Below are 25089 nucleotides of genomic sequence, written 5' to 3'. Positions count from 1 at the left end.
ATATTCCCAGAATTCGCGTATCGGTGATCATTGAGGTAATTGATTCGGGATCAATTCCTGACTGTTCGTTTATGACCCCTATCCTGCAGGTCAGCCTTTTGCGTGAGGAGTTATGCATGAGTGCAACAACAGCAGCACCCGGTTCCCCGCGTCGGCTCGTCATCCTTGGCGGCGGCGTCTCAGCCATCACCACGGCATTCAGGCTCACATCAGAACCTGATTGGCAACATCGCTACGATATCACGCTCTATCAAATGGGCTGGCGCCTGGGCGGCAAGGGTGCCAGCGGTCGTAATCGCGACCTTTACGACCGTATTGAAGAGCACGGCATTCATGTCTGGTTTGGTTTTTACTACAACGCTTTTGCCGGTTTACGGGCATGCTACGACGAACTCGACCGCCCGCAGGACTGTCCGATTCGAAGCCTGGAAGAGGCTTTTCATCCTCACCACGGCACCGCCTTTGCCCAGCAGTATCACCGCCAGTGGCATGCCTGGGCGCTTGATCCGCCCGCCTGGCCCGGCAAGGTCGGAGAAGGCTGGAACCCGCTGCCGGTGATGAGCGCCGTCGATGCTTTTCTCGACTGGCTTTTGTCCCACCTGGAACCCGACACCTCAGAGCAAGAAGATGAACCACCCAGCCTCTGGCGTCGGCTCATCGGTAAAGCCGAGCTGACCCTTCTCGATATCGCCCGCATCAACCACTGGAAAGAGGAGCTGCGAGCGGCCAAACAAAGCCTGCATTCCACTGCTCACTCCGCCTCCACCGAGGGCGATGACAGCGAAGAGCCCTATCAGCACCTGATCGACTGGCTGGTCAGCCTGCGCAAACACATTAATGAGTTCACGCTGGCGGCACGCCAACTCAGCCTGCGTATTGAACGACTTTGGCTGCTACTGGACTTTGGCCTGACCGCCGTCATCGGATTCCTCAGCGACCAGATCTATCGGCGCGGCTTTGACAGCGTCAATCATCTTAACCTGATCGATTGGTTAAAAACCCATGGAGCGTCCAAGGATACGCTAGACGGGCCGCTTCTTGCATCCTTGTATGGGGGAATTTTCGCTTATCAAGAGGGTGATATTGAGAAACCCAATGTTGAGACCGGAACAGTCTTGCGCGCAGGCCTGATGGCTGTTACCTGCGCGAAGGAAGCCTTCGTCTGGCGCATGAATGCGGGTATGGGCGATGTCGTTTTCGCACCCTACTACGAACTGCTCAAACGCCGCGGTGTGAAGTTCCGCTTCTTTCACCGCGTCACGGAAATCGTCGCCACCCAGCAAAGCGATGGCCCTGCCCTAAGTGCTATTCATCTGGTGCAACAGGTACCGCTGCGTGAGGGTCTTAGCGACTATGACCCGCTGTTTGCGGTCAAGAATTTACCCTGCTGGCCCTCGGAGCCCCTGTATGAACAGCTCGACCCCACAGTGGCTGAGCTGTTAAAGGCCAATCACATCAATCTGGAATCGACCTGGAGCAACTGGCCGGAGCTTTATAAGGAGCCTGAAATCACGCTTCGTCAGGGTGAGGATTTTGATGAGGTGATCCTTGGCATTTCGGTGGCTTCCCTGCCCGCCCTTTGCCCCACACTCATGACCCTGTCCCCCGCCTTTGCCACCATGACGCAGCAGATTCAGACGGTGGCAACCCAGGCGGTACAACTGTGGATGAACAAGGATATCGAGGCCCTCGGCTGGATTGGCGAGAGCAGCAAAGACGATGCGCCGGAACTGCTGGGCTTTGATGTGCAGGCGATGGATTCCTGGGCGGATGTCAGTTATCTCGATGCCGTAGAAAACTGGCCTGTGGAAAATACGCCTAAAGACATCAGCTATTTCTGCGGCGTCTTTCACCCGGATGCGGCACCGCCTGCACCTGACCCGTCCTACCCGGACAGCCAGAAGCTCAAAGTGACGACAGACATGATTCACATGATGAATACCAGTCTGGGGGATCTGTGGACAAAGGCAGTAACCGACGGCCAGTTTGACTGGAGCGTGCTGATCGCCCCACCCTCCCAGATCGGCGAAGCACGCTTTGATGCCCAATATGCACGCGCCAATATCGACCCTTCCGAGCGTTACGTGCAGTCCGTTGCTGACACCTCCCGTTATCGACTAACGACGAACGGCTCAGGCATCAGCAACCTCTACCTGACCGGCGACTGGATTGATAACGGCTTTAACATGGGCTGTGTGGAATCGGCGACCTGGTCCGGCTTGCAAACGGCGCGGGCCATTATTGGCCATGACGAGATCATTCCCGGTGAGGATCATCTCTATCAGGACACACCACCAACCAAAGCCAGTGACCTTGGCAAGCGGCCACGCTAGTCGCTGCACTTCCATGGAAGCACTAAAAAGCGGAGGTTAGCCTCCGCTTTTTTTATTCCGCCAACGCTGCCTGAACATCTCGCAGAACCAGGTTTTCCTGTTCACGGAAAAGCATCAGGCAGGCTCAGGCACCTTTTGCCCCGGCGAAGGAATGCTGTTGAGGTGTGGATAAACCGGCTTGCCGTGTTTCTGATACTGCAGCAGCCAGGGTGCGGCATTCCAGCCTGCGGCGGCGGTATACAGCTGCGTCAGGTGCGGCAGAATGATGATGCTGTCCATCACCCGGACTTCCAGCGCCTCCACGGTCAGGCCAATACCTTCGATTTTGGGCAGGTCACTCAGGGTAAGAGGATAATGACAGGGATAAAAGTCCTCGATATGCACCAGCAGATCCACCGCCAGCCCCTGCGGATTGGCCACCAGTTTGCCCAAATCACCAAAGACCGTGGCACCGTTAACCAGTGCCTGAGCAAACATCAGGCGATAGAGAATGATGTTGAGGAACTTCTGCTCGATTGCATTTTCTTCGAACGCCAGCTCACGATATTCCTCGAAGCCCGCAAGAATGGAGGTATTGTGCGCCCGATACCAGGACTCACTGCTCGGGCAGTGCAGAAAATGCAGCCAGGCCTGCACGGGTGCAGGCGCAGCGGGGTACTGCACCTCTTCGGCGTACATGAGCCCCGCCAGCTCGGAGAAATAGATAAACCTCAGGTTCACATCACGCCACCAGTGGCTGCCCGCCTGCTGTCCCAGCGTCGCCGGAATCGGGTTCAGCACACCGCGGCGAATCTCCCAGTCCAGAAAGGCGATTTCTGAGTCACCGTAGTTCAGTAATCCGTGCCCCGGATTACCAAAACGCTGATAAAAATCGACCCGTAACTTGCGTCGTCCCTGCGGGGAATTACGCACCTGATCACAGGCGGTTTGAGCTTCGAGCTCCAGTTCCTGATAGGTTGCCATGCTTCACTCCTGAGCTATTACGCGAAGAGTGACCTGAGCAAGGTGGGTGATCTTGAGACAGCAAGGCTTCAGGCTCACCCGAACCTGCAGCGGTCAGAATCCCTAGCAGGACTGACCCGGAGGTAAAACACGCCCAGGCGTGCAACGTAAGGATAATAATCCAGTACAGGAAGACGGCCGGCGCGCCGCCAGAGAGCGATACTTGCGCCTGATGTGAATCCGCAAAAAAAGATAAAAAGGAAACACAGCGATAGGATGCTCCCCGCATCTTAAGGCTGTATTTCCACGACCTGTCCTGACCTTTCCAGATACTGACAACCGCCATCCCCGGCGCTGTCAGTATTGCTGCCCCCCGGCAGACCTGTGTGCTCTCTCACCCCTTGACTCTGCTTCAGAGAAGTCAGGAGCAAGCACTACCACTTAAGTGAACCCAGGTCAGCCAGAGTTCCAAAGAAAGTCACATTCGGCAGGATTAATCACTTAAGAGGCAAAAGACAAAAAGACAGCAAACGCTGCCAGGGGGATCAAAGCGCGGGTGATACGAAAGGAAGTAAGCAACAGCGGTGTGACTAAACGCGGAAAAGTTGCACTTCAGCGCGTTACTCCGTGGGAGTTAAGCCAGGGTTAGAACTTGATGCGTGCGGCCAGACTTGCCGACATTTCAGGTTTGGTGGTTGGCCGGTTAGGCGCCGCTTTTTGCTGCTCACCCGACACCCAGCCTTCGACCTTTGCCCGAAGCCTGGCAAAAACCTGATGGGCGCTGAGCAACCCCTGAAACTCGTTATCGAGAATCGCCTGAGTGGTATTGGCCAGAGGAATAGTGACGTACGCCACCAGAAAGCGGCCTTCATCATCCAGACAGTACTGAATGACCGGTACGCCCTGAGTGAAGTTATTCATCTTCAGGCTTTCATTCAGCATGAGGTAGATCGAGTGCGGATCGGCGGTTTTAAGATCCGCCACAAAGGTGAAAAGTGTGATGCTGTTATCGCGCTGCATACGCATGAAAACCCAGATCGACTCATCCACCACGATCATGTAGGGCAAATCTTTCTGGGGCTCCACCTGGCCTTCATCCAGCTCGAGTCCCTTGCTCAACAGAAACTGTTTCAGAACAGGGTTAAGCGATGTCGACATCCAGGGTGTCCTCTTGGTACAGCTTCATCACGAGGGGTCAAAACCCGCTAGCAGACAAACGCCTAACGGGTAAAAAGTATTGTGCTATGGATGCTTTGATGGCTGCAACCTTTAGCAACACTTAAACATCCGGCATCACCAAGGGTATAAGCTGACAGGCGTCACTTGGCAAGCACTCAAGCCGGACAAGTGACGGGTTGTCGTGAAGGGATCAGAGCCCGGCGCGAGGACGCAGTCCGGTTTGTACACGAGGAGCAGCGGCGCGCTCACGGCGCATACGCTGGTTGGACCAGCTATCGACCTTGTCACGCATGGCGCTGAAGGAGCGGTAGGCCTGAGCGATGACCTGATAGCCACGCTCCAGATCCCCCACTTCGGCACCAAACAGCGGCATGGAATTCCACGCCACCAGAAACTGCCCTTCCTGATCAAGGGAGTAGTTTACTTTCTGCTCCCACTTGAAGTTGTTCAGTTTGAGGCTTTCGTGCATCAACACGAAAGCCGAGCGGAAGTTGACCTTCTCGAAGTCCGCCACGAAGGTAAAGAAGATGATGCGTTCATCATCTTCCACCTTGAGAAAAACCGCGAAACTGTCGTCGACCACCAGCAGAAATGGCCGGTTATCTTGCCCTTCAGCGAGATCATTACTGAAGTCCAGACCCTTGCTATCCAGAAAGGACTGAACCACGGGAGGAATAATCACAGCCATCTGCTACTCCTGAACGTTATCTCAGATCAACGACGATCCAGCACCATACCGGCAACCAGACCCGCCAAACCCACAGCGACATCGCGCATGCCAGGTTGACCGGTTACCGCACGCTGCAGCCCGGATCGACGTGCATCAGCATGTTCATCGGATTTACGGTTTTTCTCAGCTCTCGGCAGGTAGTCGAAGTTAATATCTTCCTGACGGGGGCTGCGATAGTACTGCACGACGTCGGCATTGGCATCGGCATACTGGTGATCCCAAAGCTTGAACTCGTGGTTACGAATCTGCTCTTTGGCCTTGTCGTAGTAAAACTCACGACGCTGACTGTTGGTCAGGGTGTCGCCCAGCACTTCGCGCTCAATGCTGTTCAGTGAGCGCTTGCTGAACTGCTTGTCCAGATAGTCTTCACTTACCTGACGGGTGGAAGATCCATAGGTCGTGCCGCTCTGGAAAGCTGAATTATCCAGGGTATGTGCCGACGGACGCATGACCCAGCCATCCACGGTCACACACTCATTGGCCGGCTTTTCACGAGGGTCGCCCAGCACCATAAAGTGGTGGTCTCCCGGCCATTCGGCGTAGACCGCCGGAATATGTGGCAGGCCATTGGCCACACGGTCCTGATTGACGGCGGCGACGATGCTTTCGGCAAAATCACCCATCTCACCACAGTTACCGGCCATGATTTTGTGATCCAGCATATCCATATCGGCATAGTGCAGGGATTCATCATCATCGGAATCTTCGTTGCGGGGCACATCATAGTTACGAATAACACCACGACGGAAGGATGATTCACCGCGAGTCGCGTACACATCATCCAGCTGGTTGCCCTTGTCACACAATTTATCGATGGTTTTACCCACCTTGCTGCTGATTTTCAGCTTCACCATGGTCGCATCAGTAACCTGGTTTACTTCCCGATAATCAGCTGTTTTGGTCGCCTTGATATCTCGTCTTGGGCCTTCCGAATTCCCATAGACAGCGTAGGTATCCATGACCCCACGTAGAGTTGGCATAATTTCTCCGCGATACGTTGTACACAATCGTTGTACTTGTCATAAGTGTGACCGCATTGCCCTCTGGGTGGAGCGCTAACGGCCGTGGTTCCCCTCCTTGTCCTTCCCTCCCGGAAAGACCCCCGCTTCGTCGCCGGAGAGTTGGGGTTTGACGCCTTGCAGGCAGTCGATACAAAAACGCGAGGCCGCCATAACGACCCCGCGCTCAGGAAAGGTTTGAGATCAGCGATCAAGCACGATCTGGGCAAACATCCCCGCCAGATCACGCATACCCGGCACACCCTGTACCGCACGTTGCAAACCGGAGTTGCGTGCCGCCTGATGGATATCAGACTTGCGATCCTTCTCGGCGCGCGGCAGAAAATCAAAGTTAATCGCAGGGGTACGCGGGCTCTGATAGTACTGAACCACACTCGCATTATTATCTGCGTACTGGTGATCCCAGAGTTTGAATTCGTGATTACGAATTTTGGTTTTGGCCATGTCGTAATAAACCTCACGGCGGTCACCTGAGCGCAGGCGATGACCAAACATCTCTTCCTCAATACTGTCCATCGAACGTTTGGCAGTAGAGTTACCCAGGTAACTGGAAGGCAATATCGCCGTCGAGCTGCTTACCGTGCTGCCCTGAAACGCCGAGTTATTGAGGGTATGAGCCGAGGGGCGCATTACCCAGCCATCAACGGTAACGACGGAACTGGCAGGCTCCGCCCGCGGATCACCCAGCATCATAAAGTGGTGATCACCCGGCCAGTCAGCGAAGACGACGGGAATACGGTTCAGGCCGCGCTCCTGACGGTCGGTATTGACCGCCGACAAAATGGACTCGGTAAAGTCGGCCATTTCGCCACAGTTACCCGCATAAATTTTGTGATCCGCCTGATCCTCATCGCTGTAGTGCTGACGTGCGACACCGGCACGGAACACCGCCTCACCACTGGTTTTATAGACATCATCCAGCTGATTGCCCTTATCGCAGATTTTATCGACAGTTTTGCCGACTTTACTGCTGACTTTCAGCCTCACCATGGTGACATCAGAGACGTTATTAATCTGGCGATGCGAAGCCGATTTCGTCGTTTTCACATGGCGTGAGGAAGCATCTGAATTCCCCAGCTGACTGTAGGTATCCAAATGACCGCGAATTGTAGGCATTGATTGACTCCATTACTTTTTATAGTTCTATCCCGAGCTGATGTACCACTCGGGCTTCCAGCAGGGCGAAGCCGTTCGCTCTCCCGCTGGAGCTTCACAGGGCTTAGCCACTCAAGGCGTTAAAACAGCCGTCGCTCTTTTAACTTCATTGCAGGAGACCCTGCTCCTGTCACGAAAGCGCTTTATCCCAGGCAGCTAGCCACCTGAAAGCGGCGCTTTCCTCATCCCTTTTAATCGCCACGCAAATGACGATAGGGATCATGAATCCGAATTAACTCCGCGAGGGGTGTCGAGGATGCCGCATGATGCTTCATCCCCTTCTCAAGCACCTCTTCCCTCGGCAGATAGTCAAAGTTCATCAGCCCTTTGGAAGGGCTGAAATAGTCCAGACCCGCGCGGGTGGTGAACTCGCCGTACTGCTGGTCCCAGATCCGAAAGCTGCCATCGCGGACGTTATCCATCACCTGGTTGTACCAGGTGTTGAGATCCACCGCCGGGCCAGATCCATAGCGTTGCTGCAGCTGCCCAAGTGAGTGTTTGACGATGGGCTTATCGAGATAATCCACCGGCTCCTGTACCGTCGATGAGTAAATCCTGTAGCCCCGGTTAAAGCCGGAGTTGGCGAAGGTATGCGCCGAAGGCCGCATCACCCAGCCATCGACCGGCACGACCTGATCCATAGGTTTCTCACGCGGATCACCGATCAGCGGAAACTCATGATCGCCATCCCAGACACACACGGTGATGGGGCCGGGCTTGCCAATCCCTGTGCCGGGCACCACCACGCGGCTGTTCATCGCCCCGAGGATATGCTCACCAAAGGTCGAAATCGGCCCGCAATTACCAGCAAACACGCCGGTTTCTATCTGATTACCCGACAAACCGGCACGCAGCGCCTGCTGCTCACGAAAGCTCGATTCCGACGAGCTGCAATGCACATCGTCCAGCTGGTTGCCCTTCATGCAGAGCTTATCCAGCGTTTTCGCCACCGCAGAAGACAGCATCAGCTTGCCCATGGTCTGGTCGCTGACGTGATAGAGCAGGCGCGCGGCTTCAGGCTTGGAGGAGATGACCTCCAGGCTCTGGCCGTCCGAATTACCCACCCGCGAGTAGTGCTGCATGTGCTGACGAATCGTCGTCGCACCGACACCTCTTACCACGGCATCACGCTCTCTGATGCTTGCGCCATTGCTGTCAGATCAACCGGCCGTTAAAACTTCATCCGCGCCCGAAGCTCCGGCGGAATATTATCTGTCGGCGCAGCTTTCTTCTCCGCCGCGGGTGCTGAGCCTTCGGCAGCAACCGGCGCCTTGCCCTGCTCTTTTTCCTTGCGACTGGCCACATCACTCTCGATGCGTGCCACCAGTCGGGTAAAGGCACCATAGGCACCCTGAACATGGGAAAATGCCGTTTCCAGGGTTTGCAGATCGACACCTTTCAGCGTGCGCTCAGTCCAAGCCATCAGATAACGGCCGTCCGGGTCCAGCGCATACTGCACCTTGGAGCCCCACTTGAAGCTATTAAGCTTCAGGCTCTCGCTGACAATCATCAGCATCGCTTCCGGGTCCATCTGGTCGAAGTCGGCCACGAAGGTAAAAATCGCGATCTTTTCGTTGCCCTTGAGGTCCAGGAAAACAGCAAAGCTGTCATCGACCGTGACGATAAAGGGCGAGTCTTCCGCAAGGTTGATTTCCTGACTGAAATCCATGCCCTTGTTGCTCAAAAACTGTTTGAGGACAGGGTTAATGCTGCTCGACATCCTGCATTCTCTCTTTCAGCGCTGATTCTCTGGCCGATCACCGGATCAGGCCACTTTGACGCCGGAACCCCGGCGCGCCCTCAAAATCGTCGGGTATTAAGCCCGGTGTTCACCGGTGCCGCCGCAGCACTTTCTGCCTTGTCCTGCTTGGCACCCTGCTCAGCCCACTGCTCAATGCTGCGGGTCATTTCGCTAAAGCGACGCGCGCCTTCTGCAATGGCATCGTAATAACGGTCCATATCCGCAGGCTCGATACCGATCAGCGGCAGCTCATTCCAGATAACGATGTGATCGCCATCTTCGTCCATCGCCAGTCGTACCGGCTGCTCCCAGCGGTAGTTATTGAGCTTGAGGCTCTCCAGCATCAGCACCGCGGCGGAACGAAAACGCAGCTCTTCAAAGCTGGCAACCAATGAGAAAAACACGACGCGTTCTTCTTCCAGCTTCATGAAGATGGCAATGCTTTCATCTTCCACCAGCAGGAACGGACGATGATCATCCTCACCCTCAGCAGGCTCGAAATTGTCATCCATGCCTTTGCGCTGCAGGAACTGATGCACCACTGCGGGTAGTTCTTCTGCCACAGACTTCTCTCCTCACCGGGTTAATCATCATCGGAAGACAGTGCTTCCAACATTCAAAAGGCTCAAGCCTCGCCATCCGGGCAAAGCGAACGCCTGGCGCTCCCATCAAGCGGCCGTTATTACGGAATGTCTGCGTTATGAGACTCTGGAGTTGTGCTCCAAACCACTGCACAAAAGGCCTGCGCAGACAGACATTGATCATTATTTGAACGCTTTCGTGGGTGTTAGGTGGGAGAAGTGCCGGATCAGTTCCTTCTCATCCGATTGATCAGGGTTTGCACCTCAAAACCCCGTCTTTCTTGCCCCAGCACTCATCACACCTGAACCGATTCAGGCAACCCTCATCGGTTTTTACCCAGTCGTTTAACGGCGCACATTGGTATCAATACCCTGAGCCAAGGCCCCGCTGTGGGTATCAATTTTCTGATCCAGTTCAGCATGGGGCATAAAGTCAAAACTGATCGGCGGACGTCCGGGCGGCTGGTAATACTGCACGGTCTCTCGCTGACGATCAGAGAACTGCACATCCCAGATCGGCATGCCATTGTAGATGCTGTCTTCAATCTGATCCGTCCAGTGCTCACGCTCCCAGGGTGTCCTTGAACGGCCACCATATTCACGCTCGATACTGGCCAGGCTGCGTTTAGCTACGACTGAGTCGAGATAATCCCTGGATTCGCTCAAGGTTGATGACTGGGAACGAAAGCTACCGGTGAAAGCCGTCTTGTCCATGGTATGCGCTGCAGGCCGCATCACCCAGCCATCCACCGTAACCAGCTTTTCAACGGGTTCGCTGCGGGAATCCCCCAGCACAGGGAACCCATGATCCTGATCCCAGGACATCAGAGTAATAGGGTGCAACTGCCGGTAACCGCCATCCACTTTATTGCGGTTATATCGCTCAGAATTGATGGCCGCCAGAATGTGCTCAGCGAACTCCTTGAGCTGGCCGCAATTGCCCGAGTACACGCCATTGCGCAACATATCACCGCGGTACCCCATATTGACCATGGCCGTGGTTCGATAGGCCGAGTCACCATAGGTGTCGTAGATACTGTCGAGCTGATTGCCTTTATCGCACAAGGCATCCACGGCTTTTGCCACTTTGTTGGCGATACACAGGCGGTCGTAAGTGGTTTCGCTGATGTGATTGATCTGCCGATAAGGCGCGCCTGTTTTTGCGCAGCCGACCTCGTGAGGATGCGCGTCGGAATCGCCGAAACGCGCATAATGGGCCATTGTCGCTCTTATTGTCGTCACAACGCTTCTCCCCTTCACCAACGTCAGGCGATCACTCACCTTACGCCACGGCTTTTAACTAGTCTTCGTGGTCACGGCCCGCATCTGCATCCCTGTCGTCATCGGTGTCATAAACTTCATCACTGTCGGTATCTTCCGGAAGCGCCAGACGCCTTGTCGATTCTTCCAAAGAACCCGTCGGCTGCCGGGACAGCAACGTCGGGCTGGTAACGGACGCGGCACCTGCGGCCTCGCCATCGCTTTCACTGTCGGTGGCTTCCGGCAATGTGGGTCGCGAAATTTCCTCTCCACTACTGTCATCATCACCACTGACAATAGCGCGTTCTTCCTCCACCTGACGGCGACCAGAACGCCCCAGATACTGATCCAGCGTTCGGGATAAACCTGAATTCCGTGCATCTCGGTGTTGCTCGATCTTGAGTTCCAGCTCGTCTTTGGGCAGATAGTCATAGCTGATGGCTTCGCCGCCCGGCGCCTGATAATACTGCACGGTGGAGCGGCTCTGGTCGGACCATTGATGGTCCCAGATCTTCATCCGCCCCCGGGAAACATCCTTTTTCAGCGCATCGTAGTACTTGTCCCGTTGCTTGGTACTGCGGGCCTTACCACTGCGCTCGTACTTTTTCTCGACCTCATCCAGCGACCATTCCTGCACCACCTTGTCGAGATAGCGCCCAGGCACCTGCCGGGTGCTGCTGTACACCTTCAGGGTGCCGGTAAAGGCACTATTGTTGAGCGTGTGTGCCGCCGGGCGCATCACCCAGCCATCGACAGGCACGACCGTGGTTTGTTTGTCTTTACGGGGGTCGCCCAGCATTGCAAAGGCATGGTCACCTTCCCAGCTCGCCAGGGTGATCGGAGGGGTTTCAAAGCTCTGTCCCTCCTTGCGATTGGCATGACGACGGTCACTCATGACCGCCGCGAGGATACGTTCAGCGAAACCGGACATTTCACCGCAATAGCCGGCGAAGAGCCCATGGGCATGCTGGTTACTGCTCAGCTTGTGACGGCGAAGCATGGATACCCGGTATTTCGCTTCACCATGGGTCTCATAGACATCATCAAGCTGATTGCCCTTCACGCAGAGGCTATCAATCGTCTTGCCGACGGCGCTGGAGAGCTGCAGACGTCCCATGGTGGTTTCGGTTGCCTCATTGATCCGCCGGTATTGGGCATTAGGCTTGGTACAGGCGGCATTATTCGCGCCGGAATGCGCGGTTTCCCGATAATGAATAATGCCCTCACGAACCGTTCTTACTGTCATAACGCTACTTACATCTTTCCTGCTAAATACGTGTTGACGGTCTTACGCGACAGCATCGAAACGTCGGTCCTGTCACGGACACATCACGAGCTTTTATTACCTTTCCCGATCGGATGGCGAAGCCACGGCGCTGTGCCAGGAATAAGGCGTAGTGGCCGTACTGGTGGCCTCAGAACTGGTCGCCGCAGAGGATGCCTGCGCAAAGTAATCATCCTCATCACCCGAACCGTAAAGCGCATCCTCTTCCAGCGCTTCTTCCTCCGCCTCCCGCAGATAGCGCTCATTCAGCGCCTGAGCAAAGTCTGAGCCTTTGGCATTCACATGGGTATTCCACTTCGCCAGCATCTCTGCCTTGGGCAGGAAGTCATAATTCACCGCGCTATTGCTGGGGCTTTCATAGAAGTTCAAGGCACTGTGATTGGCATCAGAATACTGATGATCCCAGAGTTTGAAGTCGCCATTGACGATGTCTTCACGCAGCTCCTGATACCACTTCTGGTGCTCTTCACTGGTTCGCGGACGGCCTTCGTACTGATGCTCCAACTCCTGCAGACTGGAGCGGCTCAGGACTTGATCGAGATAACTTTCGGGTTCTTTCAGGGTAGAGGAATGCACCTGCATGCCGCCTTGCAGAAAGGCCGAGTTCGCGAGCGTGTGGGCCGAAGGGCGCATGACCCAGCCATCGACCGTGACGACATGCTTGGGCTTGCTGACGCGTGGGTCTCCCAGCATCGGGAAGGCATGATCACCCACCCAGTGGGCCATGGTCACAGGAATAATGTCCTGCTTTTCCCCGGTGGTTTGTTGCTTCTGCGCACGCATGGCGTTGACCGCAGCGAGGATGTGCTCGCCAAAGTCGGCAAGCTCACCGCAGTTGCCGGAGAACACCCGATGCTTGACCGGATCAGTGCCCAGATTGAGATCGCGCATGGCATCAACCCGATACGCTTCCACACCGGAATACTCATAAAGGCTGTCGAGCTGATTGCCCTTGGAGCAGAGCGCATCAATGGTTTTTGCCACCTGACTGGACAGTGCCAGACGGTCATAAACCTTATCCGTGACTTTGTGAACAGCGCGATACTGCGTGTCTGCCTTGGTACGGCGAACATGAAGAGAGGACGCCTGGGAAGATCCGTAAGCCTGATAGTGATCGAGATGGCCACGCAGGGTAGTCAAAGCCATAACGTCTAACCTCTTGCTGGATGAACCCATCATCCGTTACCAGCCAGCCTGAACACTGGCCGTGATCAACCGGTGGGCAGTAACGTCGCCACCGAAAACACGTAAGCCAGAACACAAGGCTCTGGCTTACGGGTGAACGCCTGATGAAAACTCAGGCCTGCTTATTCGTGAGAGGTACTGCCACCGCCACCACTGGGCAGGTTTTGCAGATTCAGATGACTGAGGCCGGTCGGCATCATTGGCTGGCGATCCTGACGGGCAGAAGCGTTAGTTGCCGCAGCACCAGCATTGGCAAGATTCTGCATGGAAAAGCCTTCCACCTGAGCGGAGAACTTATCGTCCATCCCCCCCATGCGGTCCATCAACGAATCCATGTAATCGTTGGCTTCATCCGGCCCGTGGGTTGGATTACTGCCGTGCATATCGTCCAGCAGCATATCGCCGTGGGTATCACCAATCAGCGCGTTATTACGACCTTCCAGCATGTTCTGACTGGTTTTGGCCAGCAGACTGGATGCCACGGAAGCAATGCTGTCCGCCAGCGGCGCGGCAATCAGTGCCACAATCTGCATTTTTGGATTTTTTACCGGAACAGAACTGATCGCCGAGGAAATCGCGCCGGCATTACTCAGACTCTCCAGCGCCTTGGACAAACCGGAAAGCAGCTTGCCTGCAACCACGCCCTGACTGCCAATATTGGCTCCGCCGGTGCGGACGTGCGCATCCTGAGCTTTCGGCAGGGTTTGGGACTGCGCCAGCGCATGAAGCTGCGCGTTACTTAAATGTGAACCCTGAATTGGCATGGGCAGTCTCCTCGAACGTTTAGGTACGTTCCGCTTTTCATACTGACTTACAACTCAGGGTAGTGGAAACCTGAGCTGTCGTTCTGAAATTTTTGCTCGTAATCGCTTAACTGCCTGCGCCAGTCAGCCTTCCCCAGGAGGAAGCCACCGCCTGCGCATGCAGTGCATTCTTTTGTTCAATCTCCTGCCGCGGCAGGTAGTCAAAGCTGACGGCGCCCTGATCCCCGGTTTTATAGAAGGCCAGTTTATCCGGCGTTCGGTCACTGTATCGGGTATCCCAGATCTCGACATTCCCCGCCGCGATATGGTCCTTCAGCTGCTCTCGCCAGTTATCACGCTCTTTACTTGAGCGTGATCGCCCGTAATGGGTCTCTTCCAGCTGCGAGAGACTGTATTTTTCCACCACCTTATTAAGGTAGCGTGACGGTTCCTGCGTGGTTGATGAACTTACACTTAACGATCCGCTGAACAGGTAGTTATCCAGCGTCACCGCGCTCGGGTTCATCACCCAGCCATCCACCACGGCCACCTGCGATGCAGGTTTTTCGCGGGGGTCACCCAACATGGCAAAGCCATGTACATCGGTTAACTCACCCACCGTCACCGCATGAGTCGGCAGGCGCGAAGCACTGCTGTGGCTGCGATTATAATCGCGTCGCTGGTTCATGACCGCCGACAACACGTGTTCGGAAAAATCGCGCATTTCATCACAGGCACCCGAAAACACATGATTGCGCATCATATCGCCGCTTAAATCGTAGCGACGAATGGTGGCACTGCGAAAGTTGGAATCCCCGTTGGTCATGTAGATGTGATCCAGCTGATTACTGCGATCACAGAGGGTTCCTATGGTTTTCGCGACTGCAGAGGAAAGCTGCAGTTTGTCCATGGTCGAGGCGTTCACGTTGTGAACGACCGCCTGACTGGCCGTTTTCGTGGGAGAAGCATTCCCGTTGCTGGCTGATGAATGGCCATTGGCAAGGTAATGATTATACGTCTGTCCCAGAGTAACGGGCATCGGCGGCTCCTGTGGCGGCACAACAACTTTTGCTGCACAGATAACTTGCTGAGATTTAAGTGACCGCAACCCTGTCCCAGTTCCTTTTTTAACCAGAAAAGATCACTGAATGATCAATCCAAGGAACAGCGTTGCACACTGCATGACAGAACAGCATTTCACTTAATAGCACCGCAGGACACGACAAATTACGCCAAAAAGCTGCCTGCGCCCAGACTTAGCTCACCAGCCTTCGCCTATTTCCGACACTTTTTCATCTTAATGGACAGTTTTTTTGCGCCGCATTAGAAAAAAAGCAGCGGGATAATTATCTCATACACAACCCATAACCTCAGGATATACCATCATAACCCCTTTAATAGCAGGCGATTGGGGAGTTGAGGTGCTACAAACTTTCGAAACACACCACCCCGGCGTACACATAAAACCCAAACCTGCACATTTTTTGCCCATTCATTCGAGGAACCCCTGAACACGTACAGCGACTCAATTCAGGCAACAGAGGTCCCGAAAGGGTAACTTCATATTGAAAGGCGAGGTTTTCACCATGCAGATTTCAACGCAAGGTGCAGAGAAGCCACAGTCCATCGAGTCTGTGATCTCGAGCACAATCGATAACCTGTTTAATAAAGCCGAAGGTCAAGGTACTCAGGGAACCCAACTCCCTACCGGTACCGGTGCTGTGGACTTTCAAGCTCAGCAACAACCTAAAGTGGATGATTTCACCCAGAAGCGTATGGATGGTGCCAACATGGCATCCCAGTTGGACTTGTCCGAAGGCGCAATGAAGGTGATGAACCGCTTTACTCAAGGTGGACAGGGTGAAGCCAACATCCTGGAGAAACCCACTGAAGCCAACTGCCAACGCCCCGCCAGCGACAAGCGCAATGCTGATCAGATCATTAATGACAACCCGGTTCTGAAGAACCTGGGCGATCAGAAAGACATCAAGAAAGACCAGCTGAAAGAGCGTTGCGGTGATTGGGAGAACGAGCCTGATCCGCAAAAACGTGCTGATGCTGCGTACAAGGCAGCGAAAGTACTGAACTACATCGACTGCACCAAAGACCGTGATGGTGACGAACGTGACTGCGCCGGCGATGGCAACATCGAAGGTATCACCAGTGATGGTGATGCTCGTCACGGTACTGAAGCCGGTATGGTTAAGGACTTTGCCGAGAAAGGCTTTGATGCCATTTGTGGTGATGGCGAGCGTCAGCTTGACCAGACCACTGACTCCCATGTCCGCAAGGATGGCTCCAACAAGGACAACTTCCAGTGGTTCGTGGGTGAAGTCGGTAAAGTGCTGTCCAAGATCCCGATTCTGGGTACCGTTTGGGGCCCAACCCTGGAAGGTTTCGGTGAAGGCCGCTCACTGGGCGACTCTTTTGCCAAGGCTGCTGAGGGTTATGGAAAGGGTATGGCCAAAGCGATTCCTGCAATTCTGCAGGGACCAGCGGGTATTGCCCGTTTGGGTATTCGTGAAGGCATCGAGACGGCAGTCACCGAGGGTTACAAGGCCGCCACTGGCAAGAGTGATCCTCCCCCGTTCTCCTGATTTACAACTGCGCCTGGCGCAGTGAGGCCTTGCGCCTCTGTTGCCCATCCCTGAAGAGCTGATGTTGGGTCAGCTCTTCAGCCCGGGCAGGCAGAAAACACCACCTTTCTGCCGCGATTTTGCGAAGGACGCGATTTTCTGAAGAAACAGCTTACCGGCGCATCATCAAGTCATACGCAGTAGTACGTTTAAGGTAACAGCAGAAGCAATCACTATCGGGTGACGCCACCGCCAGCGACGACACCCACACCGTCAGCCTTGACGGCCCGCAGACAACTCATTGCGAGTTCCCTGCCAGGCCGGAGACAGGGCTAAATCCATTTGGCTTTTCGAAAGCCCCAGAGCAGGCCAACCGCCAGTGCCAGCATCACGCCAAGCAGTACGAAGTAGCCGTAGTGTGTGTGCAGCTCAGGGATATTGTCGAAGTTCATGCCATAGAGCCCCGCCAAAAAGCTCAGTGGTACGAAAATCGCGGTAATGATCGTCAGCACCTTCATGATGTTGTTCAGGCGGTGTGACGCCAGCGAGATATAACCGTCAGACAAGTCACCGACCCAGTCGTAATAGAGGGTCGTCAGACTCTGTAACCGTTCGGCAGATTCCCACAAGCGCAGCATAGTGCGATTACTCTCGCCACCATTCTCCTCCTGCAAATCCTCTTCCCACTCGTTAAACAGACGCTCGTGATAATTGAAGGTCCGGCGCAGGCGACGAAGGCGGGTCTTATAACCGATCAGTTCAGACAGCAACTCATCATTGGCGTTTTCAGCCAGCTCTTCCTCGATCTCACCCAGACGGCTTTCCAGATCCATCAGCAGTGGCACGTAGCGGTCCTGAACCCGCTGCATGATTCGCCAGGCAATGGCCTGAGGGTCAATCGCCACTTCCGGGCGGGTCGTCATGTCCTGCCAGTTGTGCTCGACACTGCGGGAGCGGCCCATGTGGCGGGTAATCAGAAAGTTTTTACCGATCACAAAGGAGATCTGCAGGGTTTTCAGGTTCTGGCTGGTGCTTTCCTGATCCATACCGCGCAGCAGCACGAAAGTGTAATTATCGTGGTACTCAAGCTTCGGCGGCTTACGCGGATGCTGGATGTCCTCGACCGTCAGGGCATCAATCCCCATCGCCAGTAACACCTGCATTTCCTGCTGCGGATCCATCGCCCCAATGTCGATCCACATGCTTTCATCCGGAGCCGGTGGCCAGGTTTCGGGTAGAACATTTTCCGTCACGACCGTTCCCTGACCGGGAACGCTGTGGCTAATTCTGAGCATACTTTCTCCTTGCTGAGCTGCCAGCCATGGGCCCTTTGTGACGGTATCTTTGCTAATATGCAAGCGCAACGAGTGAATCAGGGAGCCAGGCATGTCCTTGCCGATCATCTTTATCGACGATGAAGAACACATCCGGGTGGCAGTCAGCCAAACGCTGGAACTGGCCGGTTACGACGTGGTCTGCCACGCCTGCGCCGAAACGGTTCGCCCTTCCCTGACAGCGGACTGGCCGGGTGTCGTCATCACTGACATCAACCTGCCGGGGCAGGATGGGCTGGCGCTGATGCAGCAGGTGCACAGCTTTGATCATGACCTGCCGGTGATTCTGATTACCGGCCACGGCGATATTTCCATGGCCGTGAATGCCATGCGCGATGGCGCCTACGACTTTATCGAGAAGCCCTTCCCTGCCGATGTGCTGTTGGATGTTGTGCGCCGGGCGATGGAAAAGCGCTCTCTCACGCTGGAAAACCGCGCCCTTCGCGAAGAGCTGGCGACGCACAGCTCGCTTGGCCCCCGCATTCACGGCAAGACTCCGGTGATGCAGCAGATGCGCCGCCTGATTCATCAGGTCGGGCCAACCTCTGCCGATGTGATGCTGCACGGTGAAACCGGCACCGGCAAAGAGCTGATCGCCCGCTATCTGCACGAGAACAGTCCGCGCCATCAGCAGAACTTCGTCGCCATCAACTGCGGCGCGGTGGCAGAAACCATCATGGAAAGTGAGCTTTTCGGCCACGAACAAGGCGCTTTCACCGATGCCAAGCAAAAGCGCATCGGCAAGTTTGAGCACGCCGATAAAGGCACGCTGTTTCTGGATGAAATCGAAAGCATGCCCATGAGCCTGCAGATCAAGCTGCTGCGGGTATTAGAGGAACGCGCCATCGAGCGTCTGGGCTCTAACGAGCTGATCCCTCTGGATGTGCGAATTATTGCGGCCACCAAGGTTGATCTGCTGGCACTGGCTGAGCAGGGCCAGTTCAGGAAAGATCTCTACTACCGCCTGAATATTGTCGAGATTCATATTCCACCGCTGCGCCAGCGCCGCGATGACATTCCCCTGCTGTTCCATCACTTTGCCCTGATCTCCTCCGCCCATTACAAGCGTGAGGTGCAGCCACTGACGGCCAGCCAGATTCATGCACTGATGACCCATGACTGGCCGGGCAACGTCCGCGAACTGCGCAACCTTGCCGAGCGTCATGTCCTGCTGGGAGATGCCTGCTCCTTTGAGTTCGACCGGCTGATGGATAACGCGCCTGCCAGCCCGCTGTCCCTGCCCGAACAGATCGAACGCTTTGAGCGCATGCTGATTCAGACCGAGCTTGAGCGCCAAGGCGGCTCCATCAAGGCGACAATGGAAGCCCTGAACGTGCCGCGCAAGACCCTCTCGGACAAGATGCGCAAATACGGCCTCGACCGCCGGGATTATCTACAGGAAGCCAGTGAAAGCTAATCCTCCCAAACGCAGCAGACACAAAAAAACCGGCCATCACGCCGGTTTTCTGTTTTTGGCTAACGCCCCTTCTTATAGATAGCGCCCTTTCGCCTCAGTCATCATCACTGAAGCTGTCGTCCTGCTCATCCTGACCGGCGAGCGGATTCAACCCGAATAAACGACGGCGCACATGGCGCATCTGCCGCTCCTCATACGCATCATGGGTCGCATCGCCATGATGACTGGCTTCCAGTGAATTGGCATCCAGCACCTGAATCTCGTAGGGAAAAATCTGCCGACGCCCGGAAGGCATACGCAAAATCAGCCGCTCCACAAACTTGAACATGCGGAAAGAGCGGTCGGTAAAGGGGTTGTCCCGCGATGCCAGCTCGGTGGGTTCCTGACCCGCTTTTTCCACGATAAAGCCGGGAGGTCCAACGCCATACAGGCGATGGATTTCATCCAGCTCCGCCAGCGAGTTACGGCTGCGCTCCGGCAGCTGATTGGCCAGCATGATGATGCCGCGGCTTCGCAAAAACTGAATCAGCAGCACCGCCGAGAAAATATCGTAGGTCACCAGCCGCACACCCAGATGATCATACACCTCGGAAGCAAGGTTACCGGGCTTGTGCAGCAGCTTGGTCATGATGCGCTCAAAGCTCTTTTCTTCCTTGATACGAAACTCGACCAGAGGAATCTTGCAGCCATCATCGCCAATCCACTGGGAGCCCTGCTGCTCCAACAGGTAGGGAAGATAGCGTTTGCGGACGGTTTCCAGTGCCACACGGTGGGCATCATGATCCTGGTTAAAGAGGGTATGAGCCGCGCAGTGCAGCACTTTCAACATGACACAGGGCCAGTTCGGCCAGGGCTGGGTTTCCGGTGAGGATGCCGCCACCAGCAGCTCTTCCACCGTCATGGAGCGATACGGCTCCGGCACTTCGGTCATCCCCTGCCAGGGCAGAATTCTGCCCTCAATGTACGCCAGCGCCTTGTCCTGAATGACGGCGATCCATTCACGGTCTTCACGCAGCTGGGTATCAAAACCATAGCTCAGCAAAAAGCGCGAAGCGGCCGCAATGTTGGGTAAATACAAACGTTGCAGATCGACGACCGAGCGGCCAGCAATCAGCGGCTCAATCGCCGCCCAGGGGATATCAACTTCATCCGCACTGGACAGGCGCGGCACCCGTTTAGGGTCCGTTTCCCGTTGACTCATAGTAGATTCCGACTGCCATAGGAGTGTGTGTTTCGGGGTTTTGCCACCTTAACACCCTAGGAGACCTTGGGCTTATTCACCCTGCAGGTCAAGGTCACTGGCACCATAAGGGCGCCAGTTGTCCTGAAGGAGAGATTGCTGCAATGCGGCGTAATTCGGGCATTGCAGCCTGATCAGAAGACGTTTGCGGCGGTCGCTTGCAGCCCTTGCCGGCTCTGCATTTCTGCTTTGGCCTGCGCATACCAGCGCTGCATACCCTCAGATTCCAGCAGGGTTTGCATGTAGTCATCACCGAGCGCATCCAGGCTGACGCCGTAGCTTCGAAAGCGACTGGCCACCGGGGCAAACATGGCATCTGCGATGGAGAAGCGCCCAAACAGCCAGGGCCCTTCACTGCGATGTGCTTTACGGCAGTCATGCCAGAGGCTTTCAATACGGCGGATATCCTCGCGCACCAAAGTACTTGGGCAGAAGCTCGGATGGGCCAGGCTGCAATCCATCGGCATTTCCTGACGCAACGAGCTGAAGCTGGAGTGCATTTCTGCCACCACAGAGCGTGCCCAGGCGCGTTGCTGGGGCACCGCTGGCCAGCCGCGACCATCAAGAAAAGTCTCCGAGGCATACTCACAAATGGCGAGGCTGTCCCAGATCACACTCTGGTCATGCAGCAGCACCGGCACCTTACCCGCACCGGAGTATTTCTGAATCTCGGCGGCAAAGCTTTCGCTACTGAGGGAGAGCGGAACTTCCTCGAAGCTGATGTTGCTCATGGTCATGAAATACCAGGCACGCAGCGACCAGGAGGAATAGGTTTTATCTCCGATTACCAGACGTAATGGAGCATGCAGCAGGGCGCTCATCGCACCTCCCTGGCCTTAGGCCATACAATCCTGTGATGACCGGGAACGACCGACAACACCCGGACGCCCACTATGCGCCCGGCGTTAACGCTCTGCAATAAGCCGTCCCCTGACGGCGGCTATCAGTCTGTTTCAGAGTTTGCTACGGAACATGAAATACACCGCACCGAGCATACAAAGCCCGGCCCACAGGTAATCCCAGGTCAGCTTTTCCTTGAGGTAAAACACGGTAAAAGGCACGAAAATGGTGAGGGTGATGATTTCCTGCAGAATTTTGAGCTGGCCGACGGTCATCACCTCATGACCAATCCGGTTGGCGGGCACCTGTAGCAGGTACTCGAAGAAGGCGATACTCCAGCTGATCACCACTGCCAGAATCCAGGGTTTGTCCGCCAGATTTTTCAGGTGGGCATACCAGGCAAAGGTCATGAATACGTTACTGAGCATCAACAGCCCGACAGTGCTGAAAACGGGGTTCATCAGAAAGTCCCTTAAGAGAGTAGAGTCAGGAGAAAAAGGCGGAAATTTCAGGAAGTTTCCTCTTTCCTGAAACTGGCAGGTCTATACTGCTGCAACACTTGCCGCACAAGGCCGTCTGATTCAGGGCTGCGGCAGAGCATGACCTCAGCTGCAGCATCGGGCAAGGAGCGTCATAAAATACTGGCCTTTATGCTGCAATGCGGCATCATAGGCCAAAGAGTCAGCCACGAAACTGCCCGCTGGAAGTACGTTAAGGCATGAATCCGAGTCAATCGTCACTGTCATTACTTGATGCCGAGCGCCCCTTGAGTAAAACCCTCTCCCGCATCCGGGCACTGGGTTTCGTACTGGGTGCCATCACCTGTTTTCTTTCCCTCTTTATGCTGCCGCCCTGGCTGTTGCTGATCTTTGAAGGTGACAGTGACCGGGGCGCCTTTGCCATGGCCTTTCTGCTCACCCTCGGTGGCGGCTCGGCGCTGGTCGGCGCAGGCTACGGCGCACGTATGCACTTAAGGGCGCGTCATCTTTTCCTGCTGACGGTACTGAGCTGGCTGGTACTGAGTTTCTTCGGTGCCCTGCCCTTTATGTTCACCCGTCTGCACCTGAGCTTTACCGATGCCATCTTCGAGACGGTTTCCGGCATCACCACGACCGGCTCCACAGTACTGTCCAATTTACCGACACTGTCACACGGCATGCTGCTCTGGCGCGGTCTTTTGCAGTGGATGGGCGGTATCGGGATTATCGTGATGGCGCTGGCCATTCTGCCCTTCCTGCGGGTCGGCGGGATGAAGCTGTTCCAGACGGAGTCCTCGGACCGCTCGGATAATCACCTGCCCAATGCCCGCGCCCTGGCGGCCAGTATCGGCAAGGTGTATGGCAGCCTGACCCTGATGTGCATCGCGATTTTCTGGGCTGGCGGCATGCGTTTCTTCGATGCGGTGGTGCATGCGCTGGCGACCGTCTCGACCGGAGGCTTCGGTAACTACGATGACTCCTTTGCCCACTTTACCCAGCCGTTTCTGGTCTGGTCCGGTTCTATTTTTATGCTGCTGTCGGCGCTGCCACTGGCGCTGTATGCCCAGAGCTTTCGTAACTCACGCAAGCCCATCTGGCAGGATGATCAGGTTAAAGGCCTGCTGATTTTCCTTGCCTTTATCATCACCATTTTGTCGGTATGGCTGAAATTTCAGCCGGCCTACACCTACATGACCTGGGAAGAAGCCTTCCGCTACGTCACCTTTAACGTGATTTCCGTGGTCACCACCACCGGCTTTGCGTACACCGATTACACCCAATGGGGCGCCTTTGCGGTGCTGACGTTCTTCTTCCTCACCTTTATGGGCGGCTGCTCCGGCTCCACCAGTGGTGGTATCAAGATGTTCCGTTTCCAGCTGGCAACCCGCGCGTTAATGGGCCAGATGAACCAGCTGCTGCACCCGCGCGCCATTCGTGAGCAACGCTACAATGGCCGCCCCGTGAGTGACGATGTTCTGCGTGCGATCATCGCCTTCGCCTTCTTCTACTGCCTGACCGTCGCCGCTATTGGCCTTGCCCTCACGGCCATGGGTCTTGATGTACTGACCAGCCTGAGTGGCGCTGCCACCGCGGTCTCCAACGTTGGCCCCGGTATCGGTGACATCATCGGCCCGGCAGGTAACTTTGCCTCGCTGCCGGATGGCGCCAAATGGCTGCTGGCCTTCGGCATGCTAATGGGACGTCTGGAAATTCTTACCGTACTGGTCCTGCTGATACCCGCCGCCTGGCGCTGGTAGCTTCCATTGTTTGTAAAATAATGTAAAATTCCAGCGCTCTTATTTGTGACCATGAGCTGCTAAATTTTCCATAATTTCAAAAATATGGATTGGTATCTTGGTTTGCAGGAAGCAAAATAATCATTAAGGAATTATTAAATGAGAAAACCAAATTTTCAAAAATTATGGAACTCTTTCCCCGATCACACTAAGTATCCAACTTTAAAAGACCTATATACTAGCTTAGGCGGAACGGTAGAAAAGAATATTTACGTACCCGGATTTGGACCAAATGGAAACACCTGCGCAAGCAGAATGAGTGTTGCCTTCAATCATGCTGGGGCACCAATAAACCGTGCAATTGCAAGTAATGCTGGAGCGCAAACAATAAGCGCTGAAGATGGTAGCAAAATTATTTTTAATATACGCCATTTTAGAAACTACTTATTGAAAACCTTAGGTACTCCCAGCGTTGATAATATTACCCCTTTTGACGATAGTTTCAGAGGTAAAAAGGGAATAATTTGTTTTTCGGTAAACTGGAGTGATGCTACAGGCCACATCGCATTATGGAACGGAAGGACATATAGAGAACCAAGCCACGATAATTATTCAACTTATATTAATAGTTCAAATTCTAACGTTAAGACTTATCTTAGTGAGTTCTGGGAGCTGTCATGAGACACCTAATCACTATTTCTTTATTATTTACGTTAATTTTTTCCAAAAATTTATTAGCATCACCTATAAATTCTATTACTCCATTACAAGACATGACCGAGTACGCCATGGCCAGCTGCCTTTACCATCAGAAGAGTGAGTATTTGCAGGAGGAAGGAAATGCGTGGGCATCAATAATTATCAATAGAATGCACGGCGCTATCGATGTTCTGACGGAGATCAACCAAGCCGTACTTAAAGCAAGCGAGCAACAAAAGCCCTTCGTGGTTTCCTCAGAGACTTCACCCACGCATGATCGCGTGGTTTACATCCCCTACTGCTATGAAATGGCCAGCACACCGGTGGTTAAATCCGCCATAGATCAGGCGGCCAAAGCGATCAGCAAGGATTATCCACAACCCTAATCCCCTGTCAGTTAGCAACATCAACGGGGGCAGGGCTCTGGATTAGCACATAGAACACCGAAATACCGGTTAAAGTGGTAAAGCGCTCCAGCGCTTCCACACCGGCCATGGAGTTACCGCAGCAGCCCCATTAGAGTGACTTTCTAGGCTAGCAAAACTCTTTAGTAAGACATTTCTGTTGCCTTGAGATGCTGATAATTTAGTCCATGACTCTATCCAAGGCAGGAGA

At 54.7% G+C, this 25089-nt stretch carries 23 protein-coding genes; 6 read left to right on the top strand and 17 right to left on the bottom strand.

Features of this window, described 5'->3' with window-relative positions; translation table 11 throughout:
- Window positions 1–116 precede the first annotated feature (116 nt).
- Entirely contained in the window at window positions 117–2333 is a 2217-nt protein-coding gene (locus ACKC9G_RS12510) for an NAD(P)-binding protein (protein ID WP_411405834.1), read from the top strand.
- 114 nt (window positions 2334–2447) lie between these two features.
- Here ACKC9G_RS12510 and ACKC9G_RS12505 read toward each other — a convergent pair whose 3' ends face one another.
- From ACKC9G_RS12505 to ACKC9G_RS12445, 13 genes are all read right to left on the bottom strand, one after another.
- Window positions 2448–3296 (bottom strand): hypothetical protein, encoded by an 849-nt coding sequence (locus tag ACKC9G_RS12505; protein WP_411405832.1) that lies wholly within the window; start codon window positions 3294–3296, stop codon window positions 2448–2450.
- A 624-nt stretch (window positions 3297–3920) separates the two neighbouring features.
- Window positions 3921–4433, bottom strand: a complete 513-nt coding sequence (locus ACKC9G_RS12500) for a type III secretion system chaperone (RefSeq protein ID WP_411405830.1) — start codon at window positions 4431–4433, stop codon at window positions 3921–3923.
- A 211-nt stretch (window positions 4434–4644) separates the two neighbouring features.
- On the bottom strand, window positions 4645–5142 hold the full coding sequence (locus tag ACKC9G_RS12495; protein WP_411405828.1) for a hypothetical protein: 498 nt from the start codon (window positions 5140–5142) through the stop codon (window positions 4645–4647).
- Window positions 5143–5168: 26 nt separating this feature from the next.
- On the bottom strand, window positions 5169–6164 hold the full coding sequence (locus ACKC9G_RS12490) for a hypothetical protein (protein ID WP_411405826.1): 996 nt from the start codon (window positions 6162–6164) through the stop codon (window positions 5169–5171).
- A gap of 222 nt (window positions 6165–6386) precedes the next feature.
- Window positions 6387–7319 carry a hypothetical protein gene (locus ACKC9G_RS12485; RefSeq protein ID WP_411405824.1) on the bottom strand — a complete coding sequence of 311 codons (933 nt, stop codon included), beginning with the start codon at window positions 7317–7319 and terminating at the stop codon, window positions 6387–6389.
- A gap of 230 nt (window positions 7320–7549) precedes the next feature.
- On the bottom strand, window positions 7550–8479 hold the full coding sequence (locus ACKC9G_RS12480) for a hypothetical protein (protein WP_411405822.1): 930 nt from the start codon (window positions 8477–8479) through the stop codon (window positions 7550–7552).
- A gap of 50 nt (window positions 8480–8529) precedes the next feature.
- A complete protein-coding gene (locus tag ACKC9G_RS12475; protein ID WP_411405820.1) occupies window positions 8530–9078 on the bottom strand; it encodes a hypothetical protein in 549 nt (182 codons plus the stop codon).
- A gap of 80 nt (window positions 9079–9158) precedes the next feature.
- Window positions 9159–9662, bottom strand: a complete 504-nt coding sequence (locus ACKC9G_RS12470; protein WP_411405818.1) for a hypothetical protein — start codon at window positions 9660–9662, stop codon at window positions 9159–9161.
- A gap of 363 nt (window positions 9663–10025) precedes the next feature.
- Entirely contained in the window at window positions 10026–10922 is an 897-nt protein-coding gene (locus ACKC9G_RS12465; RefSeq protein WP_411405816.1) for a hypothetical protein, read from the bottom strand.
- 58 nt (window positions 10923–10980) lie between these two features.
- Window positions 10981–12186, bottom strand: coding sequence for a hypothetical protein (locus tag ACKC9G_RS12460; protein ID WP_411405814.1), 1206 nt, complete (start codon window positions 12184–12186; stop codon window positions 10981–10983).
- Between the two features lie 96 nt (window positions 12187–12282).
- A complete protein-coding gene (locus ACKC9G_RS12455; protein ID WP_411405812.1) occupies window positions 12283–13371 on the bottom strand; it encodes a hypothetical protein in 1089 nt (362 codons plus the stop codon).
- Window positions 13372–13532: 161 nt separating this feature from the next.
- On the bottom strand, window positions 13533–14174 hold the full coding sequence (locus tag ACKC9G_RS12450) for a hypothetical protein (RefSeq protein WP_411405810.1): 642 nt from the start codon (window positions 14172–14174) through the stop codon (window positions 13533–13535).
- Window positions 14175–14280: 106 nt separating this feature from the next.
- Entirely contained in the window at window positions 14281–15192 is a 912-nt protein-coding gene (locus tag ACKC9G_RS12445) for a hypothetical protein (RefSeq protein ID WP_411405808.1), read from the bottom strand.
- Window positions 15193–15739: 547 nt separating this feature from the next.
- Between ACKC9G_RS12445 and ACKC9G_RS12440 the strand changes: the two genes are divergently transcribed.
- On the top strand, window positions 15740–16750 hold the full coding sequence (locus ACKC9G_RS12440) for a hypothetical protein (protein WP_411405806.1): 1011 nt from the start codon (window positions 15740–15742) through the stop codon (window positions 16748–16750).
- 311 nt (window positions 16751–17061) lie between these two features.
- On the opposite strand, the gene ACKC9G_RS12435 is transcribed toward ACKC9G_RS12440, so the two are convergent.
- Window positions 17062–18024, bottom strand: a complete 963-nt coding sequence (locus ACKC9G_RS12435) for a magnesium transporter CorA family protein (protein ID WP_411405804.1) — start codon at window positions 18022–18024, stop codon at window positions 17062–17064.
- Window positions 18025–18115: 91 nt separating this feature from the next.
- Between ACKC9G_RS12435 and ACKC9G_RS12430 the strand changes: the two genes are divergently transcribed.
- Entirely contained in the window at window positions 18116–19480 is a 1365-nt protein-coding gene (locus tag ACKC9G_RS12430; RefSeq protein WP_411405802.1) for a sigma-54-dependent transcriptional regulator, read from the top strand.
- A 94-nt stretch (window positions 19481–19574) separates the two neighbouring features.
- On the opposite strand, the gene ACKC9G_RS12425 is transcribed toward ACKC9G_RS12430, so the two are convergent.
- From ACKC9G_RS12425 to ACKC9G_RS12415, 3 genes are all read right to left on the bottom strand, one after another.
- Window positions 19575–20681 (bottom strand): TIGR04552 family protein, encoded by a 1107-nt coding sequence (locus ACKC9G_RS12425; RefSeq protein ID WP_411405800.1) that lies wholly within the window; start codon window positions 20679–20681, stop codon window positions 19575–19577.
- A gap of 173 nt (window positions 20682–20854) precedes the next feature.
- Entirely contained in the window at window positions 20855–21541 is a 687-nt protein-coding gene (locus ACKC9G_RS12420; protein WP_411405798.1) for a glutathione S-transferase family protein, read from the bottom strand.
- A gap of 132 nt (window positions 21542–21673) precedes the next feature.
- Window positions 21674–22021, bottom strand: a complete 348-nt coding sequence (locus ACKC9G_RS12415; RefSeq protein WP_411405796.1) for a DMT family protein — start codon at window positions 22019–22021, stop codon at window positions 21674–21676.
- Window positions 22022–22278: 257 nt separating this feature from the next.
- On the opposite strand from ACKC9G_RS12415, the gene ACKC9G_RS12410 reads away from it, so the two are divergent.
- The 3 genes from ACKC9G_RS12410 (at window position 22279) to ACKC9G_RS12400 (ending at window position 24860) form a co-directional block, all read left to right on the top strand.
- A complete protein-coding gene (locus tag ACKC9G_RS12410; RefSeq protein WP_411405794.1) occupies window positions 22279–23796 on the top strand; it encodes a TrkH family potassium uptake protein in 1518 nt (505 codons plus the stop codon).
- A gap of 138 nt (window positions 23797–23934) precedes the next feature.
- Window positions 23935–24456, top strand: a complete 522-nt coding sequence (locus ACKC9G_RS12405) for a T6SS effector amidase Tae4 family protein (RefSeq protein ID WP_411405792.1) — start codon at window positions 23935–23937, stop codon at window positions 24454–24456.
- Complete coding sequence (locus ACKC9G_RS12400) at window positions 24453–24860, top strand: hypothetical protein (RefSeq protein WP_411405790.1); 408 nt, start codon at window positions 24453–24455, stop codon at window positions 24858–24860. Before ACKC9G_RS12405 ends, ACKC9G_RS12400 begins: the two co-directional genes overlap by 4 nt.
- The last annotated feature ends 229 nt before the right edge of the window (window positions 24861–25089 follow it).

This window comes from Pokkaliibacter sp. CJK22405, assembly GCF_046614695.1.
Lineage (GTDB): Bacteria > Pseudomonadota > Gammaproteobacteria > Pseudomonadales > Balneatricaceae > Pokkaliibacter.
This window is presented reverse-complemented; position numbering and strand designations above follow the sequence as displayed.

Coding starts and splice junctions, on each gene's coding strand:
- ACKC9G_RS12510 (WP_411405834.1), top strand. CDS start 117: ATGAGTGCAACAACAGCAGCACCCGGTTCCCCGCGTCGGCTCGTCATC.
- ACKC9G_RS12505 (WP_411405832.1), bottom strand. CDS start 3,296: ATGGCAACCTATCAGGAACTGGAGCTCGAAGCTCAAACCGCCTGTGAT.
- ACKC9G_RS12500 (WP_411405830.1), bottom strand. CDS start 4,433: ATGTCGACATCGCTTAACCCTGTTCTGAAACAGTTTCTGTTGAGCAAG.
- ACKC9G_RS12495 (WP_411405828.1), bottom strand. CDS start 5,142: ATGGCTGTGATTATTCCTCCCGTGGTTCAGTCCTTTCTGGATAGCAAG.
- ACKC9G_RS12490 (WP_411405826.1), bottom strand. CDS start 6,164: ATGCCAACTCTACGTGGGGTCATGGATACCTACGCTGTCTATGGGAAT.
- ACKC9G_RS12485 (WP_411405824.1), bottom strand. CDS start 7,319: ATGCCTACAATTCGCGGTCATTTGGATACCTACAGTCAGCTGGGGAAT.
- ACKC9G_RS12475 (WP_411405820.1), bottom strand. CDS start 9,078: ATGTCGAGCAGCATTAACCCTGTCCTCAAACAGTTTTTGAGCAACAAG.
- ACKC9G_RS12460 (WP_411405814.1), bottom strand. CDS start 12,186: ATGACAGTAAGAACGGTTCGTGAGGGCATTATTCATTATCGGGAAACC.
- ACKC9G_RS12455 (WP_411405812.1), bottom strand. CDS start 13,371: ATGGCTTTGACTACCCTGCGTGGCCATCTCGATCACTATCAGGCTTAC.
- ACKC9G_RS12450 (WP_411405810.1), bottom strand. CDS start 14,174: ATGCCAATTCAGGGTTCACATTTAAGTAACGCGCAGCTTCATGCGCTG.
- ACKC9G_RS12445 (WP_411405808.1), bottom strand. CDS start 15,192: ATGCCCGTTACTCTGGGACAGACGTATAATCATTACCTTGCCAATGGC.
- ACKC9G_RS12440 (WP_411405806.1), top strand. CDS start 15,740: ATGCAGATTTCAACGCAAGGTGCAGAGAAGCCACAGTCCATCGAGTCT.
- ACKC9G_RS12435 (WP_411405804.1), bottom strand. CDS start 18,024: ATGCTCAGAATTAGCCACAGCGTTCCCGGTCAGGGAACGGTCGTGACG.
- ACKC9G_RS12430 (WP_411405802.1), top strand. CDS start 18,116: ATGTCCTTGCCGATCATCTTTATCGACGATGAAGAACACATCCGGGTG.
- ACKC9G_RS12425 (WP_411405800.1), bottom strand. CDS start 20,681: ATGAGTCAACGGGAAACGGACCCTAAACGGGTGCCGCGCCTGTCCAGT.
- ACKC9G_RS12420 (WP_411405798.1), bottom strand. CDS start 21,541: ATGAGCGCCCTGCTGCATGCTCCATTACGTCTGGTAATCGGAGATAAA.
- ACKC9G_RS12415 (WP_411405796.1), bottom strand. CDS start 22,021: ATGAACCCCGTTTTCAGCACTGTCGGGCTGTTGATGCTCAGTAACGTA.
- ACKC9G_RS12410 (WP_411405794.1), top strand. CDS start 22,279: ATGAATCCGAGTCAATCGTCACTGTCATTACTTGATGCCGAGCGCCCC.
- ACKC9G_RS12405 (WP_411405792.1), top strand. CDS start 23,935: ATGAGAAAACCAAATTTTCAAAAATTATGGAACTCTTTCCCCGATCAC.
- ACKC9G_RS12400 (WP_411405790.1), top strand. CDS start 24,453: ATGAGACACCTAATCACTATTTCTTTATTATTTACGTTAATTTTTTCC.